The sequence below is a fragment of the Myroides oncorhynchi genome (genome assembly GCF_020905415.1).
In the GTDB taxonomy this organism is placed as follows: Bacteria; Bacteroidota; Bacteroidia; order Flavobacteriales; family Flavobacteriaceae; genus Flavobacterium; species Flavobacterium oncorhynchi_A.
Window position 1 is genome coordinate 4,024,690 of sequence record NZ_JAJJMP010000001.1, and the last position, 18,767, is coordinate 4,043,456.

At 34.2% G+C, this 18,767-nt stretch carries 14 protein-coding genes; 9 read left to right on the forward strand and 5 right to left on the reverse strand.

Features of this window, described 5'->3' with window-relative positions; translation table 11 throughout:
• Positions 1 to 76 precede the first annotated feature (76 nt).
• The 8 genes from LNQ81_RS17570 to nhaC all read left to right on the forward strand — a co-directional run bounded on the left by LNQ81_RS17570 (position 77) and on the right by nhaC (position 8,575).
• Positions 77 to 679, forward strand: a complete 603-nt coding sequence (locus tag LNQ81_RS17570) for an acyl carrier protein phosphodiesterase (RefSeq protein WP_229949004.1) — start codon at positions 77 to 79, stop codon at positions 677 to 679.
• Between the two features lie 75 nt (positions 680 to 754).
• A complete protein-coding gene (locus LNQ81_RS17575; RefSeq protein WP_229949005.1) occupies positions 755 to 2,569 on the forward strand; it encodes a chloride channel protein in 1,815 nt (604 codons plus the stop codon).
• Positions 2,570 to 3,127: 558 nt separating this feature from the next.
• A complete protein-coding gene (locus tag LNQ81_RS17580; RefSeq protein ID WP_229949007.1) occupies positions 3,128 to 3,955 on the forward strand; it encodes a serine O-acetyltransferase in 828 nt (275 codons plus the stop codon).
• Positions 3,956 to 3,974: 19 nt separating this feature from the next.
• Positions 3,975 to 4,910: a cysteine synthase A gene (gene cysK / locus LNQ81_RS17585; RefSeq protein ID WP_229949009.1), complete on the forward strand. Its 936-nt coding sequence runs from the start codon at positions 3,975 to 3,977 to the stop codon at positions 4,908 to 4,910.
• 183 nt (positions 4,911 to 5,093) lie between these two features.
• Positions 5,094 to 5,912 carry a 5'-nucleotidase, lipoprotein e(P4) family gene (locus LNQ81_RS17590; RefSeq protein WP_229949017.1) on the forward strand — a complete coding sequence of 273 codons (819 nt, stop codon included), beginning with the start codon at positions 5,094 to 5,096 and terminating at the stop codon, positions 5,910 to 5,912.
• A 37-nt stretch (positions 5,913 to 5,949) separates the two neighbouring features.
• Positions 5,950 to 6,405: a hypothetical protein gene (locus tag LNQ81_RS17595; protein ID WP_229949019.1), complete on the forward strand. Its 456-nt coding sequence runs from the start codon at positions 5,950 to 5,952 to the stop codon at positions 6,403 to 6,405.
• A gap of 115 nt (positions 6,406 to 6,520) precedes the next feature.
• Positions 6,521 to 6,961: a hypothetical protein gene (locus LNQ81_RS17600; RefSeq protein WP_229949021.1), complete on the forward strand. Its 441-nt coding sequence runs from the start codon at positions 6,521 to 6,523 to the stop codon at positions 6,959 to 6,961.
• Positions 6,962 to 7,114: 153 nt separating this feature from the next.
• Positions 7,115 to 8,575, forward strand: a complete 1,461-nt coding sequence (gene nhaC / locus LNQ81_RS17605; RefSeq protein ID WP_229949023.1) for a Na+/H+ antiporter NhaC — start codon at positions 7,115 to 7,117, stop codon at positions 8,573 to 8,575.
• Positions 8,576 to 8,789: 214 nt separating this feature from the next.
• On the opposite strand, the gene guaB is transcribed toward nhaC, so the two are convergent.
• The 4 genes from guaB to LNQ81_RS17625 form a co-directional block, all read right to left on the reverse strand.
• Positions 8,790 to 10,262 carry an IMP dehydrogenase gene (gene guaB, locus LNQ81_RS17610; protein ID WP_121965241.1) on the reverse strand — a complete coding sequence of 491 codons (1,473 nt, stop codon included), beginning with the start codon at positions 10,260 to 10,262 and terminating at the stop codon, positions 8,790 to 8,792.
• Between the two features lie 56 nt (positions 10,263 to 10,318).
• Entirely contained in the window at positions 10,319 to 11,185 is an 867-nt protein-coding gene (locus LNQ81_RS17615) for a hydroxymethylglutaryl-CoA lyase (RefSeq protein ID WP_229949024.1), read from the reverse strand.
• Positions 11,186 to 11,372: 187 nt separating this feature from the next.
• On the reverse strand, positions 11,373 to 11,999 hold the full coding sequence (locus tag LNQ81_RS17620; protein WP_229949025.1) for a LysE family translocator: 627 nt from the start codon (positions 11,997 to 11,999) through the stop codon (positions 11,373 to 11,375).
• A 9-nt stretch (positions 12,000 to 12,008) separates the two neighbouring features.
• Complete coding sequence (locus LNQ81_RS17625; RefSeq protein ID WP_229949027.1) at positions 12,009 to 13,028, reverse strand: quinone-dependent dihydroorotate dehydrogenase; 1,020 nt, start codon at positions 13,026 to 13,028, stop codon at positions 12,009 to 12,011.
• 838 nt (positions 13,029 to 13,866) lie between these two features.
• Here LNQ81_RS17625 and LNQ81_RS17630 point away from each other — a divergent pair.
• The gene (locus LNQ81_RS17630) at positions 13,867 to 16,692 is read left to right on the forward strand and encodes an FAD-binding and (Fe-S)-binding domain-containing protein (protein WP_229949029.1); all 2,826 of its coding nucleotides are present in this window, start codon (positions 13,867 to 13,869) and stop codon (positions 16,690 to 16,692) included.
• Between the two features lie 324 nt (positions 16,693 to 17,016).
• Here the strand turns inward: LNQ81_RS17630 and LNQ81_RS17635 are convergent, their stop codons facing one another.
• A complete protein-coding gene (locus tag LNQ81_RS17635; RefSeq protein ID WP_229949031.1) occupies positions 17,017 to 18,537 on the reverse strand; it encodes an NAD(P)H-hydrate dehydratase in 1,521 nt (506 codons plus the stop codon).
• Between the last annotated feature and the right edge of the window lie 230 nt (positions 18,538 to 18,767).

An 18,767-nucleotide genomic window follows, 5' to 3' on the forward strand; every position in this document is an offset into this window, starting at 1 on the left:
CAAAGATAGATAATTATACAAGGGAGAACCTGAACATTTTGGTAAAATAGTGTATTTTTATAGGCAAAACGAGATTATGAACTTCTTAGCACATATATTCCTTTCTGAAAATGATACCTTACTTAAAATAGGAAACTTCGTAGCAGATAGTATTAGAGGAAAAGATTATTTAAACTACCCAACTAGAATCCAACAAGGTGTTATCCTACACAGAGAAATAGATACTTATACAGATGCACACCCGATATGGAGAGCTAGTAAAAAACTTATAGTCCCTCAATACAATCATTATGCAGCCGTATTAATCGATATGTACTATGACCACTATCTTGCTAAGAATTGGGATGATTACTGTGATATTCCATTAGAAGAATATACAGAGACCTTCTATACTTCACTAGAAGACAACTTTAGTATTTTACCTCCACGAGTACAGAATTTTCTACATATTATGTTAGAAGAAGATTGGCTTATGAAGTATAAATCTATTGATGGATTACGATATATTTTAACTCAAATGGATAGAAGATCGAAGGGAGTGTCTAAAATGTCTTTAGGAACAACAGAACTTATAGAGCACTATGAAGTATTCGAAAATCATTTTAGTGTCTTTTTTAAAGAATTACAAGATCATTTGATACTTTTCAAACAAACAGATCGTTACTTATTAAAGTTATAAGTTATCTTTAGTTTTTATAACAACAAAATTAGCTAACTATTGTTTAAGGCTCTCCTTTTACACTATTTTTGCATTATGAAAACGAAAAGTCCAAAGAAAATAAAGTATTACGCTAATCAAGTATTCAAGTACTCAGAAGGAATTCTATTCTTTCTGAAGTCTATCTTGAGCAATCGGCAATTCTTATATTTATCTTGTGTTTTAGTAGGTGCATCCTCTGCTATTGCAGTTACTATCCTAAAGTATTTTGCTCATAATGTATTTAAACTTGCTACATATATAGATAATATTTCTCACCTACCTTATATGAATAGTATCTTACCGATCATAGGTATCCTACTAACCGTTTTTATTATTAGAAAATTCTTAAATGGATCTATTGAGAAAGGTACCTATCAAATTATGATAGCTGTAGCTAAGAAATCTGGTATTATGCCACGTAAGCAGATGTACTCACAAATTATTACAAGCTCCTTAACTGTCGGAATGGGGGGGTCTTTAGGACTTGAATCTCCTATCGCCATTACAGGTGCAGCCTTCGGATCTAATTATGCACAGAACTACAAACTAAACTATAAAGACCGCATACTTTTATTAGGATGTGGTGTTGCAGCCGGGGTATCAGCAGCCTTTAATGCTCCAATAGCTGGAGTGTTATTCGCTATTGAAATCATCTTAGTTGATGTTTCTGTTTCTGCATTTATTCCCATTATGATCTCAGCAGCTACGGGTACTATCGTAACTAATCTAATTATAAAAGAAGACATCTTACTTTCATTTAAGAATCAATTAGTTTTTGATACAGGCAACACGATATACTATATCTTATTAGGGATACTATCTGGATTCTTTTGTGTTTATCACGCTAGAATGTTTAGAAAAACAGAACATTACATCTCTAATCTCCGCTTTGGAACATACAAGAAAGCATTGATTGGAGCTTCAATGTTAGCTATTCTAATATTTTTATTTCCTACACTATTTGGGGAAGGATATGAGAGTATTAAAGTACTAACTAGCGATACACCTCAAGCAATCTTACATAACACATTACTATCAGATTTTTCTACTAATCAATGGGTATTACTCTTATTTGTTGCAGGAGCAGCATTAGTTAAAACCTATGCAGTAGGGCTAACGATGGGAAGTGGTGGTAATGGAGGAAACTTTGCTCCATCATTATTTGTAGGTTCCTATTTAGGTTTTGCATTATCTAAACTACTACAACTGTTAGGCCTTAAAGATATCCCAGTACAGAACTTTACGGTAGTCGGGATGGCAGCAGTTATAAGTGGGTTATTTCATGCACCATTAACAGGTATATTCCTAATAGCAGAGATAACAGGAGGGTATGGGCTAATGGTACCTCTACTTATTGTATCTTCTATAAGTTTTGCTATATCTAAACACATGGAGAAGTATTCTATGGATATTAAATCAATAGCTACTTCTGGTATGGTCTTTACTTCTGACAAGGATTCTAATATCTTAAATACAATTGTAGCGACAGATTATATTAAAAATGAAATAAGAACATTGACTATGCAAGATACAACTGCTTCTGTAGTCGATATCTTCGCTAATACGAAACAAACTTTTATTCCTATACTTGATGAGGAATATAAAATTACTGGAATTATTAAACTAGACAGTGTAAGACCGATAATTTTTAGCGGGTTTCAAACTAAATTCACTCCTATCAAAGATTTAATTGAAACACCTATTATTGTGTCTAAAAATGATTCAACTAAAATAGTAATGCAGACCTTAGAAACTAATAATTTAGAATTTGTCCTAGTACAAGAGCAAAAGAAATACATAGGATATATAGAGAAAGCAGAACTAATGGAGGCATATAGAAAGAACTTAAAATCATTATTATTAGAATAAAAGCACATATTAAAAACAAAAAAGGTTCCTCGAATGAGGAACCTTCTTTATTTTAGTATGTATTTTACTTTGTTTCACAAATTTTGAAATAGAACAACAAAACAACAAAACCAAATCCCTTTTTAAGTAGCCAGCTCAAAAGAAATTAAATAAAAAATCTATTTCAGAAACAAAACACATAACTGATTGAATTACTTCGCCTTTGTAATTCTAAAACAAAGATAATATAATATTACAGAGTAAAAAGTTCTACTTTTCATTTTTAACAACTATTATCCCAAATAGATACTTTGTCACTACATGTCTAATAAAAGTACTCGTTTTAATGTAACTAATACCACCTTAAAATATTTGTTAAACTATCTACTACCTTTCTAATACAATTCTTACATTTACATTATAAACGACTTTCTAGTAGTCTTGAATGACGTTTTAATAAAATTTTAAACAATTAAACTAGCGTAGTTAATTAATATCAAACTAATAATTCACTCATTTTTAAATCATCTAGATATTAATTAAACGGATAATAACAGTTTAATATAATTACAGTAATTCATGCAAAATGATTTCGTTAGAGAACTACTAACACAAAACGAGAGTTCACAATCTTTCTTAGATAAACATAGAATAGAAAAATTCACTGATACTTTATTTCATTTTCTTTTCCAACTTGAAGACAAGAAATACTTATCTGAAGAGTCCATTGATATTCGCTTATCTACACTGAGAATTGAATTAGTATCAATCGTTTTTAATATCAATAACAATGTTGAAAAATCTCAAAAAATAGCAGATGATTTTTTCAATGCATTACCTCAGATATTCTTCACATTAAAATTAGACGCTAAAGCTATATTAGACAATGATCCTGCAGCTACTTGTCTTCAGGAAGTATATATAGCTTATCCTGGTTTTTATGCAATAGCTATTTACCGTTTTGCACATCAATTACACACACAAAAAGTAATTTTGTTACCGCGTATTTGGACAGAACACGCACATAGTAAAACAGGAATAGATATACACCCAGCTGCTACTATCGGTTCACATTTTTGTATAGATCACGGAACAGGAATAGTTATCGGAGAAACTTGTGTAATAGGTCAAAATGTAAAAATATATCAAAGTGTAACACTTGGGGCTATATCCGTATCAAAAGATAAAGCTAACACTAGAAGACACCCATATATTGAAGATAACGTTATAATCTATTCTGGAGCTACAATATTAGGTGGAGAAACCACGATAGGCCATGATACTGTAATTGGAGGTAATGTTTGGTTAACAAAAAGTGTTAAGCCTAACTCTATAATCTATAGTAAAAGTAAAAGTTACTCTAAAGATCAAGAGGGATATCCTGAACCAATTAATTTTATTATATAATAAACTAAAAAGAAAAAATATGAAAATAAATAATGTACTTGAGGCAATCGGTAACACTCCTCATATTAAAATAAACAAACTTTTCCCATCAGACATAAATGTTTGGATTAAGTTAGAAAAACAAAACCCTGGTGGTAGTTTAAAAGATCGTATAGCAGTAGCAATGATTGAAGATGCTGAAGCAAAGGGTTTGATTAATAAAGAGACTATTATTATAGAACCTACTTCTGGAAACACTGGCGTAGGTCTTGCAATGGCTTGTGCAGTTAAAGGATATAAGTTAATACTTGTAATGCCAGAATCAATGAGTATTGAGAGAAGAAAACTCATGGCTGCTTATGGAGCTAAATTTGTCCTTACTCCTAAAGAATTGGGTACTTCTGGTTCTGTTTCTAAAGCAGTAGAACTTGCCGAACAAATGGATAATGCCTGGGTTCCTCAGCAATTCAGTAACTTTGCTAACCCTGAAATACACCGCAAAACTACAGCTCAAGAAATCCTTAATGATTTCCCTGAGGGTATTGATTACCTTATTACAGGTGTTGGTACTGGCGGACATATTACAGGCGTAGCTGAAGTACTTAAAGAGAAATTTCCTAATCTTAAAGTATATGCCGTAGAACCTGAGAACTCTCCTGTGCTAAGCGGAGGAAATCCTGGTCCACATCCCTTACAAGGAATTGGAGCTGGTTTTATTCCTAAAGTAGTAAATACAAGCATCTTTGATGGAGTAATTACTATCGCAAAAGAAGAAGCATATTACTATACTAATAAAATAGCTAGTGAAGAAGGAATATTAGCTGGTATCTCTACAGGAACATCTTTAGCAGCAATTGCAAAAAAACTACCTGAAATAGAAAAAGGAGCGACTATCCTAACTTTTAATTATGATACAGGAGAAAGATATTGGTCAGTAAGTGATCTATTTGATGAGAAAGCTGCTGAGCTAAAATAAATCATACCAAGAGTATCCCTTTTCTTAAGGGGTACTCTTTTTTACTTTATTATCCTCTATTATAGCACATAAACATAATAACAGAGATTCCTTTCTCCTTTTTTAGCTACTTATCGTTAGATAAACACCACTTAAGTACCGATAATTATTGTATTTTTGTCTTCAAACAGAAAAATAATACACATGCTTAAAAGATCTTTTCTTATTGCAGGATTAGCTTTTACGGCTTTAACTGCATGTAAGTCAGTTCCACAAGGAACTACTACTTCACAAAATGCATTAAACAACATTGAAGTAAATGGTAAATTGTATGCTGCAGTCTTCCAACAAAACGCTGCTGAATACCAAGCTCTATGCGCACAAGCTTTTAATATTGCTACTTTACAACTAGATCGTATCCTTGCAGAACAACATAGCAAACCTCTTGCTATCGTTACGGATATAGATGAAACTTTCTTGGACAACTCTCCTTATGCTGTACAAATGGCTAGAGAAGGTAAATCTTATGACCAAGCTACTTGGACAGAATGGACTTCTAAAGGTGAAGCGATTCCTTTATTAGGTAGTTTAGAGTTTTTTAACTATGCTAAATCTAAAGGGATTGAGGTTTTTTATATCACAAATAGAAACCAAAACGATAAACCAGGTACAATGAAAAACTTGGTAAAACACAACTATCCTTATGTAGATGATGCACATGTTATCGTAAGAACAGCAGAATCAAGTAAAGAAACTAGACGTCAAAAACTAAGCGAAACTCACGAAATAGTAATGTTACTAGGGGATAACTTATCTGACTTCTCTACTGCTTTTGATAAAAAAACACAAGAAGAACGTTCTCAAAACGTAAAATCTAATCAAGAGCTTTTTGGTAAGAAATTTATCGTGTTACCTAACACAGGATACGGAGATTGGGAAGCGGCACTATTCCAATACAAAAAAGACCTTACTAAAGAAGACAAAGACAAAATCTACAACAAAAGCGTAAAAGGCTTTAAATAACATCAAGACAACAAATAACTAACAACTTAATATACAAATGAAAAAACTTTTAGCTCTAGTGCTTTTCGTAGGCGCTACCCTATCTTTAACATCATGTTCAAGTGATGATAACAAAGAGATTCGTGTTAAGACTGAATATGAAGGTAATTGGGTAACCGACAGTTTATTTTATCAAATGGGTAGTTTTAAAGGGAAACATAAATTTGAAGATTTTCCTGCGGAAGAAGGAGTAAAAGAAGGAGAACAAATCACTAAAGAGATACTTATTTTAACTTCTTCCAAAGCAAATTTATTAGAGTATCAAAAAAATGGTAATAAACTACCTGAAGTTAAAGGAACAGTTGAAAATGAAAAAACTATTCTTTTAATTGGAGATAAAAAATACGAACCTAGAAAAATTATAAGTGCAACTAAAGCTAAATTGACATTAGAATATAATATAGAAATGCGAGGTGCTAAATTACCTGTTACAGTAACTTATAAAAGAAACTAATGTTTATAATATCAAAGCCTCATAATATTAATTATGGGGCTTTTTTTTATCGAGTATACTCACTCAATTCCTTTTTTTTATATATTCACGCATTATAACTAACCTAAATAAATTAATGAAAAAATTATTATCAATCATTACTATATTAATAGCGATGATCTTTACAAGTTGCAACAGTGAAAGTTCACTTATAATAAAAACATACTTTGGAAAATGGGAAGCTGATACTGTCACATTAAAAGATGGAAGTACTAAAAAATACATTGAACTAGGAACATTCAGTAGAAACGAAACATTAGAAGTATTTACTGATCAACATGAATCAGCCAAGCTAGTACAGTATTATACCACTGATACCATACCTTTAGTTCAACTGGGTTCTGTTAATGATAATTTCATTGTTTTAGAAAAACAACAAGACAAGAGAAAAATCCAACAAGTAGAACAAAAAACACTGCACTTATTCACTCAATTACTAATAGATGACAAACTAGAAACAGTTCAAATCAACTATGTAAAAATAGGTGATCCAAGAGATGAAGAACCAAAAAAATAATACACCTCAAAAACCTACCTTGTGTAGGTTTTTTTTACATATTCGGCAACAAAATGTCAACATACTCTTTTCTACTAAATAATATATAGCAAATATCAGTTTTTATTGTTTTATGTGTATATTGAACTCCTTTAATAAATCTTAAACACAATTATGAATACTGATTCAAAACCAAAACCAAAAAAAGTCACCCTATTTCAATCCTTAGTACCAATGGTTGTGCTAATTACCCTATTAGGTATTAATGTTTTTGTTTATGGAAGCGCTGCTTTAAAAGGTTCTAACCAATTTGTATTGCTTATTGGAGGTCTTATAGCTATTGGAGTTGGACTATATAATAAAGTGGATTATGAAGATATTATTAAGAAGATTACCAAAAATGTAAGAGAGACTACTCGAGCTATTTATATCTTATTACTAGTTGGTGCTTTGTCAGGAACATGGTTATTAAGTGGTATTATCCCTACGATGATATACTATGGTTTACAAATCTTAGAACCACATATATTCTTACCTGCTACCGTAATTATCTGTTCGATTATCTCTCTTGCCACAGGTAGCTCTTGGACTACCTCAGCTACAGTAGGTATTGCACTTGTCGGTATAGGTAATGCTATGGGAATATCTATGGGACTTGTAGGTGGTGCTGTTATCTCTGGTGCTTACTTTGGGGATAAGTTATCTCCTTTATCTGATACGACTAACTTAGCTTCAGCTATGTCTGGTACAGACTTATTTACACATATTAGATATATGATGTACACGACTATACCAACTTATATCCTAACCCTTATTATATTTATCATCATAAGCTTTAATCTAGACGTGCCTGAGAGTATTGATATGACTGCAACACTGACAGCTATTAAAAACACCTTTAATATCACTCCATGGCTATTCCTTGTTCCTGTTATTGTGATTGGTATCATTCTAAAAAAAGTTAAACCTATATTAGCCTTGTTATTTGGTACATTATTAGGTGCTGTATTCGCTCTAATATTCCAACCTGACACAGTAGCTCTAGTAGGTGAAGGAACGACTCTAACACCTGTTACTGCATATAGAGGTATTATGAATGCTATTACTACAGATATCGCAATCTTATCTCCTATGGAGAGCTTAAATAGCCTATTTGAAGCAGGTGGAATGAAAAGTATGCTTAATACAGTATGGTTAATTATCTGCGCAATGTTCTTTGGTGGGGCAATGGAAGCTATTGGAGCATTAAAGAAAATTACAGAAACATTACTTAGTGTTGCTAAATCTGTATTCGGATTATTTGCAAGTACAATGGCAAGTTGTGTCGTAGTAAACTTAACAGCTTCTGAACAATATCTATCAATAGTGATACCTGGTAAGATGTTCTCTAAAGCGTATAAAGAAAAAGGACTTGCTCCTGAGAACTTAAGTAGAACACTCGAAGACTCTGGTACTGTTACTTCTGTATTAATTCCTTGGAATACCTGTGGTGCATATCACGCAGGAGTACTAGGTATCGATACGATGACGTATGCACCTTATGCATTCTTTAATATTATTTCTCCTTTTGTATCACTTACTTATGTAGCTTTAAATATTAAAATACGCAAGCTAGCTGACGCAGTCAAGTTATAATTAAGAATTAGGAATCTGTGCCTGCGCCATTAGATAATATACAGAACTTATATAAAATAACAAAAGGCTATTTCTCACGAAATAGCCTTTTGTTATTTTATATCTTGGGTTGGCGTGGATTTGTAATCCATGCCGTGCCATATAACACAAAATATATTGTGTCTCTACTAACCTACTAACCGTTAACTGATAACTGTAAACTGTAAACTAATTACTATCTAGAATAGTTAGGTGCAGATTTAGTAATAGTGATATTATGAGGGTGACTCTCTCCGATACCTGAAGCTGTTAACTGAACGAATCTAGCTACTTCTTGTAACGTAGGGATGTCTTTAGCACCACAGTATCCCATACCTGCTCTAAGTCCTCCAATGAACTGTAACATACTCTCGTTAAGTTCTCCTTTATAAGGAACACGCCCTTCGATACCTTCTGGTACAAGTTTTTTCACATCATCTTCCACATCTTGGAAGTAACGGTCTTTAGAACCTTGCTTCATTGCTGCTACAGATCCCATACCTCTATATGCTTTAAACTTTCTACCTTCGAAGATAATAGTTTCTCCTGGAGATTCTTTAGTACCTGCTAACATAGAACCTAACATAACACAGTCAGCTCCTGCTCCTACTGCTTTAGGAATATCTCCTGTATAACGTAGACCTCCATCACCGATAACTGGTACACCTGTTCCTTTTAACGCAGCTGCTACTTCCATAATAGCTGAGAACTGAGGAAATCCTACACCTGCTACTACACGTGTTGTACAGATAGATCCAGGTCCGATACCTACTTTTACAGCATCAGCTCCATTTTCTACTAAGAATAATGCTGCCTCTGGAGTAGCGATATTACCTACTACTACATCGATCTGAGGGAAAGCTGCTTTCACTGCTTTTAATACCCCTACTACACCTTGAGAGTGTCCGTGAGCTGTATCGATAATTAATGCATCTACACCAGCCTGAACTAATAACTGTGCTCTATCTACCGCATCAGCAGTAACTCCTAAAGCTGCAGCTACACGTAGTCTACCGAACTTATCTTTATTAGCATTTGGTTTTAAAGTCAGTTTAGTAATATCTCTAAACGTGATTAACCCTACTAATTTGTAGTCAGCATTTACTACTGGTAATTTCTCGATTTTTTTCTCTTGAAGAATTTCTTCTGCTTGCTCTAAAGTAGTACCTTCAGCTGCAGTTACTAGATTATCTTTAGTCATTACATCCGTGATAGCTCTATCGTTTTGTTTCTCGAAGCGCATATCTCTATTTGTAATGATTCCTTTAAGAATACCGTTGTCATCAACGATTGGAATACCACCGATTCCAAATTCAGCCATTGCTTTTTTAGCATCACCTACAGTAGCTGTTAGAGGAAGAGTTACAGGGTCTATAATCATACCAGACTCCGCTCTTTTAACCTTTCTAACTTCTTTCGCTTGCTCTTCAGCTGTCATGTTCTTGTGAATCACTCCGATTCCTCCTTCACGAGCCATAGCGATAGCCATTTCACTTTCCGTAACAGTATCCATAGCAGCAGATACGATAGGAACGTTTAAGGTAATGTTTCTTGAAAATTTTGATTTTAAACTTACTTCTCTTGGAAGTATTTCCGAATAGTTTGGAACTAATAGTACATCATCGTAAGTAAGTCCTTGACCGATGATTTTAGTTGTGTGTGCTTTCATGTGCAATGTCGTTGAATTGCACGCAAATTTACTATTTTTCCACTAAATAAAAAACTTTAGTGGAAAAAATTAAATATTTTTAATGCTTCATTGTACGAACTCTCAAACGACATCGCACTCAGATTAGTATCTACCTTATTTGCAGTGAAGTAACTTAGCATTTTTTCTGTTGGCATATTCCCAGTCAGATCATCTTTCGCCATTGGACAACCTCCATATCCTTTAATTGCTCCATCATAACGAAGACATCCAGCCTTATACGCAGCATCAATCTTCTCAAACCAACTATCTGGTGTCGTATGTAAATGTGCTCCAAACTCAATATTAGGATAAGCTGGAATCAGATTGCTAAATAAATAATCTATTACCTCTGGTGTAGAGCTACCTACTGTATCTGACAGTGAAAGTATCTTCACTCCCATCTTCGCTAACTTCTCAGTCCAATCTCCTACAATATCTACATCCCATGGATCTCCATAAGGATTACCAAACCCCATAGATAGATAGGCTACTACTTCTTTATCAGTCTTCGTTGCTATATTTAATATCTCATCTAACGTCACAATAGACTCTGCAATAGTCTTATGTGTATTACGCATCTGGAAGTTCTCTGAGATAGAGAATGGGAATCCTAAATACTTAATCTCTTTATGTTCCGCAGCTAGCTCCGCACCTCTTGTGTTTGCGATAATAGCTAATAGTTTGCTCTGTGTCTTACTCAAGTCTAATTGACTTAATAATTCAGCCGTATCCACCATCTGAGGAATAGCTTTAGGAGAGACGAAGCTACCAAAATCTATGGTATCAAATCCCACCCTTAAAAGCGACTGTATATACTGTGCTTTTTTCTCGGTAGGGATAAACATCTTGATGCCTTGCATAGCATCACGAGGACATTCTATAATCTTAACTGCTGGTTTCATATAAATTCAAATATAGCAGAAAACACACAATTTTACAATGTCCTTCTCCTTATTTTATTCCCAAAACTTTTATTCTAAAATATCTAGTTGATTCTCTGTATCATATCCATTTAAAAAAAGGTTCTAAAGACATCGTCCTTAGAACCTTTTTTTATAATTTATTTATAAAATAGAGATTTTAATTCTTCTAACTTACTAATAAGAAAATCCCCAATCCACTAAATACCACAATTTGCATCCATTTTAAAAACACATTGACTGACTTGTTATTCTTCATATAATCAGTAAGCTTAGCTGATATACTACAGATGATAAAAAAGATCACTACTGCCTCTGTGATAAACACGCTTCCAAGTATAAGTATTTGTTTTTGTACATTTCCTGCAGCTTCAGTAATAAACCCTGGAAACAAAGCCAAGAAGAACATCATCACCTTAGGATTTAATACATTCATTAATAATCCCTTTCTCACAAATCCCATAAAGGTCTTGTCATTAGCTCCACTACCACTCTCATCTATCGCGATAACATTCTCCTCTTGATATACTTTATAAGACAACCAAAATAAATATAAGGCTCCAAATAACTTTACTCCTTTAAACAAAATTTCACTCTGTGTAATCAAAGCCGAAATACCAAAAGCAAATAATGACAAGTGAAATAACAAACCTCCCATCTGTCCCACCACTACTGCATATCCGTACTTACGGCCTCTAGTAATACTCTGAGAAACCACATATAAGATATCTGGTCCAGGGGTAATAATCAATAAAAAACAAGTAATAAAAAAAGTATATAATACTTCTGTTGACATAATATAATACTAATATTTAGATAATAATGCCTTATTGATTTCTTTAATCAAACTTGGCCCTTCATATATAAAGCCAGTATAAAGCTGTATTAAGCTCGCTCCTGCTTCTAATTTTTCTATAGCATCTTCTGCTGAATGTATCCCTCCTACTCCGATAATAGGGAATGCCTTATTACTCTTCTCTGATAAGAATCGAATCACCTCAGTACTGCGTTTAGTCAATGGTTTCCCACTAAGTCCTCCTGTCTCTTGCTGATGGATTGATTTCAAATTACTTCTATCTATAGTCGTATTCGTAGCGATTACACCTGCTATCTTCGTCTCGGCTACTATCTCAATAATATCTAGCAACTGCTCATCAGTCAAATCTGGTGCTATCTTAAGCAACACAGGCTTGGGTGCATCTTTTTGATTATTCTTTACTTGCAGACCGTGTAGTAGTGCCTTAAGCGGCTCTTTATCTTGTAACGCACGTAGATTAGGTGTATTAGGTGAACTAACATTCACCACGAAGTAATCTACATAAGGAAACAATGCTTCAAAACAAATCTCATAATCTTCATTCGCTTGTTCATTAGGAGTCACCTTATTCTTACCAATATTACCTCCGATAAGTGTTCCTTTATTTTTCTTTAGACGAGTTATAGCCTCTTCGATTCCTCCATTATTAAACCCCATTCTATTGATCAGACCATTGTCTTCTTTAAGACGGAATAATCTCTTTACAGGATTACCTGGTTGTCCTTTAGGAGTCAAAGTACCTATCTCTATAAACCCAAAACCAAAGTTTTCTAATTCTTTATATAACTTAGCATCCTTATCTAGACCTGCTGCTAATCCTACCGGATTCTTAAACTTCAGTCCAAAAACTTCTCTTTCTAATCGAGGATCTTCAACTTGACAGTTAGCGCGTATCAGTGCGGATACGCCAGGAATACGATTAACGAACTTAAGAGCACCGAAGGTAAAATGGTGTACTTTCTCTGGATCAAACCTAAATAAGATAGGTTTTATAATGCTTTTATACATATGTGATTACTTTGTGTTGTTGTGTGTCTAAATTTCGTGCAAAGGTAGTGTTTTAACACCTTATTTCATAGCACTCTCTAACAAAGAACAATAAAATACTAAATCAATCAAAATCAATATATTAAAATCAAATATCCTCTCCTAAACGCTTAGTAACTTACCACACAATATCCTTAAAAAACTATTACTATCTTTATACCACTTTATCCCGTATCCCAATCACAGGATTAAAACTAATAACTATAGCAGAACGAAACTAAGACAAGAAATAGACTCAGAACTAAATCAGACCTTATGACAGCTGTGCTAGGTTGACGCTAAATCAAGTAAACTTAAAGACAGCTACTCTACCTAGAAGATAAAAGAACTATTTCAAAACAAATATACTAGCAACAATAATTGTACAGTTATAGTAAGACGAGACAGATTTTATTCGGAGTGAGTCCATTAAAAAGCTCATTTTAATGGACTCACTATGGACACAATATGCTATTAGTAACAAGATAAGTAGAATAAGCCCAAAATAAGTGATAGACATATAAACAAGAAGTTATTATACAGTGTAGATCTGAATTAACGATATAAGCACTATGAAGTAGAATTGCTTTGTCGTATTTGGCTAATGCTGATTCTAGATTTTAAGCATACCACTCTTTATTTACCTCGAAATAATCACCAACAATCCAATACTTAGCAATCCCCCTTTATAAACTCACTCTTATTCTAACCAACCCCTCTAGTAGTCATTCGTTTATTTAAACCCACTATAAACTAAAAAAACACCTCTATCTACTTGATATGTTTTTGTAAATTGTAGCTTGATAAAAAAGATTATACTATGTTACCATTACCATATCAGAAGTTCAAAGATGAACTAGCTAACCATATAGATACTGAGAGAATTATCACTAATCCGATACAGTTATTAGCCTATGGGACAGATGCGAGTTTCTATAAATTAGTTCCTAAGATTGTTGTTCAAGTACACAATCACGAAGAAGCTGTAGCTACACTAAAGACAGCTACGAAGTGCAATGTACCTGTTACGTATAGAGCAGCAGGAACAAGTCTATCTGGGCAAGCTGTGACGGACTCTGTACTAATGGTAGCTACACATAAATGGAAAAAATACGAGATCTTAAATAACGGATTACAAGCTAAGTTTCAACCGGGTATTATCGGTGGTAGAGCGAATATTATCCTTGCTCCTTATGGTCGCAAGATAGGTCCTGACCCTGGCTCAATAAATGCAGCTATGATCGGTGGTATCGCAGCGAACAACGCCAGCGGGATGTGTTGTGGTACTGCTCAGAACTCATATAACACGATAGCAGATATCAAGATTGTCATCTATGATGGTACTGTATTAGATACTGCAAGTGAAGAAAGTAAAAAAGAATTCACTAAGAAGCACCCTGAGATTATTAAAGAAATAGAACGTCTAAGAGATGCTATCTATACTGATCGCACATTATACGATCGCATAGAACGCAAGTTTAAAATCAAAAATACTACTGGATACAGCCTAAACGCCTTTATAGATTACAACGATCCTTTTGAAATTATTAAACACATTATGATTGGCTCAGAGGGAACTCTAGCGTTTATCTCTGATATCACATATAATACAGTCGTTAATTACAAGCACAAGGCATGTACATTAATGATATTCGAAACAATAGAGAAAGCGTGTCAAGCAGTGCCATTCTTAAAGAAAAGTCCTGTAGCTGCAGTAGAACTATTAGATAGAAATAGTATCAAGTCTATAGAAGACGAAGCATTAGCACCTGCCTACTTTAAAACATTGCCGGAGACTGCGTGTATCTTATTAGTAGAAGCTCAAGCAGAGAATCAAGAAGAAATGTCTACTAAACAACAACTGATTAGAGACGCTATCACTTCTACTCCAACATATAAACCATTTGAGTTCACATCAGAACCTCAGCAATACGCCTTTAACTGGAAGGCTCGTAATGGACTACTACCTACCACAGGAGCATTAAGAGAAACAGGTACCACATGTATTATAGAGGATGTTGCTTTCCCAGTTGAAAAATTAGCAGATGCTTGTATAGCAATGAAAGCATTATTTGCAGAACTAAAATACAACGATGCAGTATTATTTGGTCACGCATTAGAAGGAAACTTGCACTTAGTATTCTCACAAGACTTCTCTACGCAACAAGAGATAGATAGATATGCTCGCTTAATGGATGGGCTAGTCGAATTGGTTGTAGATCGATTTGATGGATCATTAAAAGCAGAACATGGAACAGGTAGAAATATGGCTCCATTCGTAGAAAAAGAATGGGGTAAACAGGCATATGACATTATGTTAAAGGTCAAAGCTATCTTCGATCCACATAGTTTAGTCAACCCTGGTGTGATTATCAATGCAAATCCAAATGTACACTTAGAGAATTTCAAACCATCTCCTGCTACCAATGAAATTGTAGACAAGTGTATCGAGTGTGGATTCTGTGAGTCACACTGTGTATCTGAGGGGCTAACACTTTCTCCAAGACAGCGTATCGTAGTTGGTAGAGAGATAGCTAGACTTAAAAACTTAGGTAAAGACACGGAAGAATTAGAAAACTTAGTGAATAGTTCACACTACTATGCAGACGAGACCTGTGCTACAGATGGCTTATGTGCTATCGCCTGTCCTGTAAAGATTGATACTGGAAAATATATTAAGGATATTCGCCATAACGCCATAACGGAAAAGGATAGAAAGAATGCAGAGTATTTCGTAGAGAATATGGATCGCGTAACTGCTATGGGGCGTACCGCACTGAATACTGTAGGTGTATTCCAAAATATATTAGGCAACAAAGTAATGACAAGTGTATCAAGTGGTATGCGTAAGATATCAGGTAATAAAATACCTCAGTGGAATGTAGCTATGCCTAAAGGCAACAAACACAAGATAACGGAGTCTATCATCAATGAAGGGCAAGAACGCAAAGTAGTGTATTTCCCATCGTGTATCAATAGGACTATGGGAAAATCAAAAGACTACCCTAAATCTGATGATGACTTAACGGTTAAAACAGTGGAGTTACTTGAACGTGCTGGGTTCACTATTATCTATCCAGAGCAAGTAAATAAGATGTGCTGTGGTATGCCATTTAGCAGTAAAGGTTTTAAAGAAGAAGGATTAACTAAGTCTTCTGAATTAGAACTAGCATTACTTAAAGCTTCCGAAGATGGGAAATACCCTGTGCTATTTGACATGAGTCCATGTTTCTATACGTTCTATGAAGCGCATAAAGATGGAAAACTAAAGATGCACGATCCTATCGAGTTTATGTTAGATTATGTGATGCCGGTATTACCTGTCACAAAACCTCGTAAAGAGATTAGTGTATTCCCTGTATGTTCTGTAAAGAAAGTAGGTCTAGAAGGGAAACTTTTAGAACTAACTAAATTATGCGCGGAGAAAGTAAACTACATAGATAGCAACTGTTGTGGTTTTGCAGGAGATAGAGGATTTACTTTCCCTGAGTTAAATAAGCACGGCAATAGACACTTAAAAGAACAAATACCTACTAACGCAAAAGATGCATTCTCTACAAGTCGTACTTGTGAGATAGGATTAACAGAGTATGGTGGAGTGAACTTTAAGTCAATATTCTATTTGATAGATGAAGTAACGAAATAATTAAGGAATTAGGAATTTTCAGTTTGTGGTTATGGAGCGTGGTAATAGGTGTGATTATAACAGCTTTTACAGCTACTACTTCTACTCGCTATGTCCTCCTGAGTGCAACGAAGGATCTCATTCTATTGACTTGATTGATAAGTAATAAAAAAAGAGGCTGTCTCATGAAGATTATTTCTTCTCTTTTTAAGAGTTCTTTATGATAGAAAATTTCGATTTTAGACACAAAATTTAAAAATAAACTACCAAAACGTGATTTATCTTAAATAAAAAAGGGGCTGTCTTCAGTTGTGAGACAGCCCCTTTTACTATTTCTATAACTATTTACCTATCTCCTTTTACAAGACGCAATTGATTATATGCTTCACTAATATGTTTACTAATATCAGAGGCTACTAAACTATGTGGATGTATCGTTTCTACAGCTATATCACCTGACAATCCGTGTAAATACACACCTATAATAGCAGCTTCCTTACTCGTATAACCTTGTCCTACTAAAGAAGTTATCATACCTGTAAGTGTATCACCTGCACCTGCTGTCGCCATTCCCCAGTTACCTGTAGAGTTAAAGTATACTGTTTCGTCAGGTGCTACTGTGATAGTATGTGCTCCTTTTAAGACAAAGACGATATTGTGTTTCTTAGCTAATGCTTTTACTTTTTCTATCTTATCAAAGTCATTTCCCCACGATCCGATTAAGCGTTCTAGCTCTTTCTCATGAGGTGTTAATATACTCTCTGCAGGTACTTTATCTAGGCATTTGTGTTCACTTATAATATTAAGTGCATCAGCATCTATGACTAATTTATTCTCTTTATTTGCTTTTAAAAAAGCGACTAAAGCAGATGCTGTATCTTTATGTTGCCCGATACCACAACCTATCCCTACTGCGCTATACATCTCTACAGACGGGAATGTAGTAATATAATCCTGTGTGTCACAAGTATTACACATTACCTCTGGCAAAGCAGTTTGCAGTATTGTATAGCCACAACTTGGCACATACGCACTAACAACTCCACTACCCGTGTATAATGCCGCTCTAGAAGCTAGATTAACAGCTCCCATCATCCCTTTATTACCTCCGATTAATAACACACGTCCGAAGTCATCCTTAGTATTAAACTTATTCCCTGCTTTGATAAGTCCCTTTACTTTCTCTGATTCCACGAAGTAGTTATCCGACTTTGTATTTTCGATATAATCTAGGTCTAATCCTATATCTAGTATCTCTAATTCCTTAACATACTCTTTCACATCAGACAATAATAATGCTGTCTTAGGCAACTGAAAAGTATAAACTACATCAGCTTTAAATATAATAGCCTCTTTAGGTGTACTAATATCAGCCATTAATCCTGATGGCATATCTAGAGCAATGCGCTCTAAACAAGGAGTCTCGTTTAAAAAATCAAAAATAGGGCGCCACTCTTCCCCTAAAGGTTCTTGTAATCCAATACCAAATAATGCATCTACAATCACATCATCTTTCTTTACCTTTAACTTACTCTTGGTAGTAAACTTCTCTACATTAATATCTCTATCTTCAAGCAAATCTTGATTTTGCGCATTATCAGGGCTGTATTTCTTAGTCTGTACTAAGAAGACCTTCACCATCGCACCTCCTTCTTTTAATAATCTAGCTAAGGTTAATCCATCTCCTCCATTATTTCCTGTACCGCAGAAAATAACAAATGACGTTTGATAAAGCTTATATCTTGTCTGTAATTTTTCAAAGACTTTATTGGTAGCCCTCTCCATTAATTTGAAAGAAGAAATATATTGGTTGGCAACAGTTTCCTTATCCAACGCTTGCATCTGTGCAGTGGTGAAAATTTTCATACAGTTATTTATAGTTAATCATCTCGCTAAAGGTAACAAATACAACTATTGAAAAACATATAATAGTAGGCTAATACACTAAATTATCTAACTGTGAAAGAACGTACTAATTAATACTTTGACTAATACTATTTATATAAAATAAATATCAAAATAATGATTATTAACTATAAATCACATCAAAAACAAAAGAGTAAAAAACTCTATTCACAACAAACTATCTGTTTATT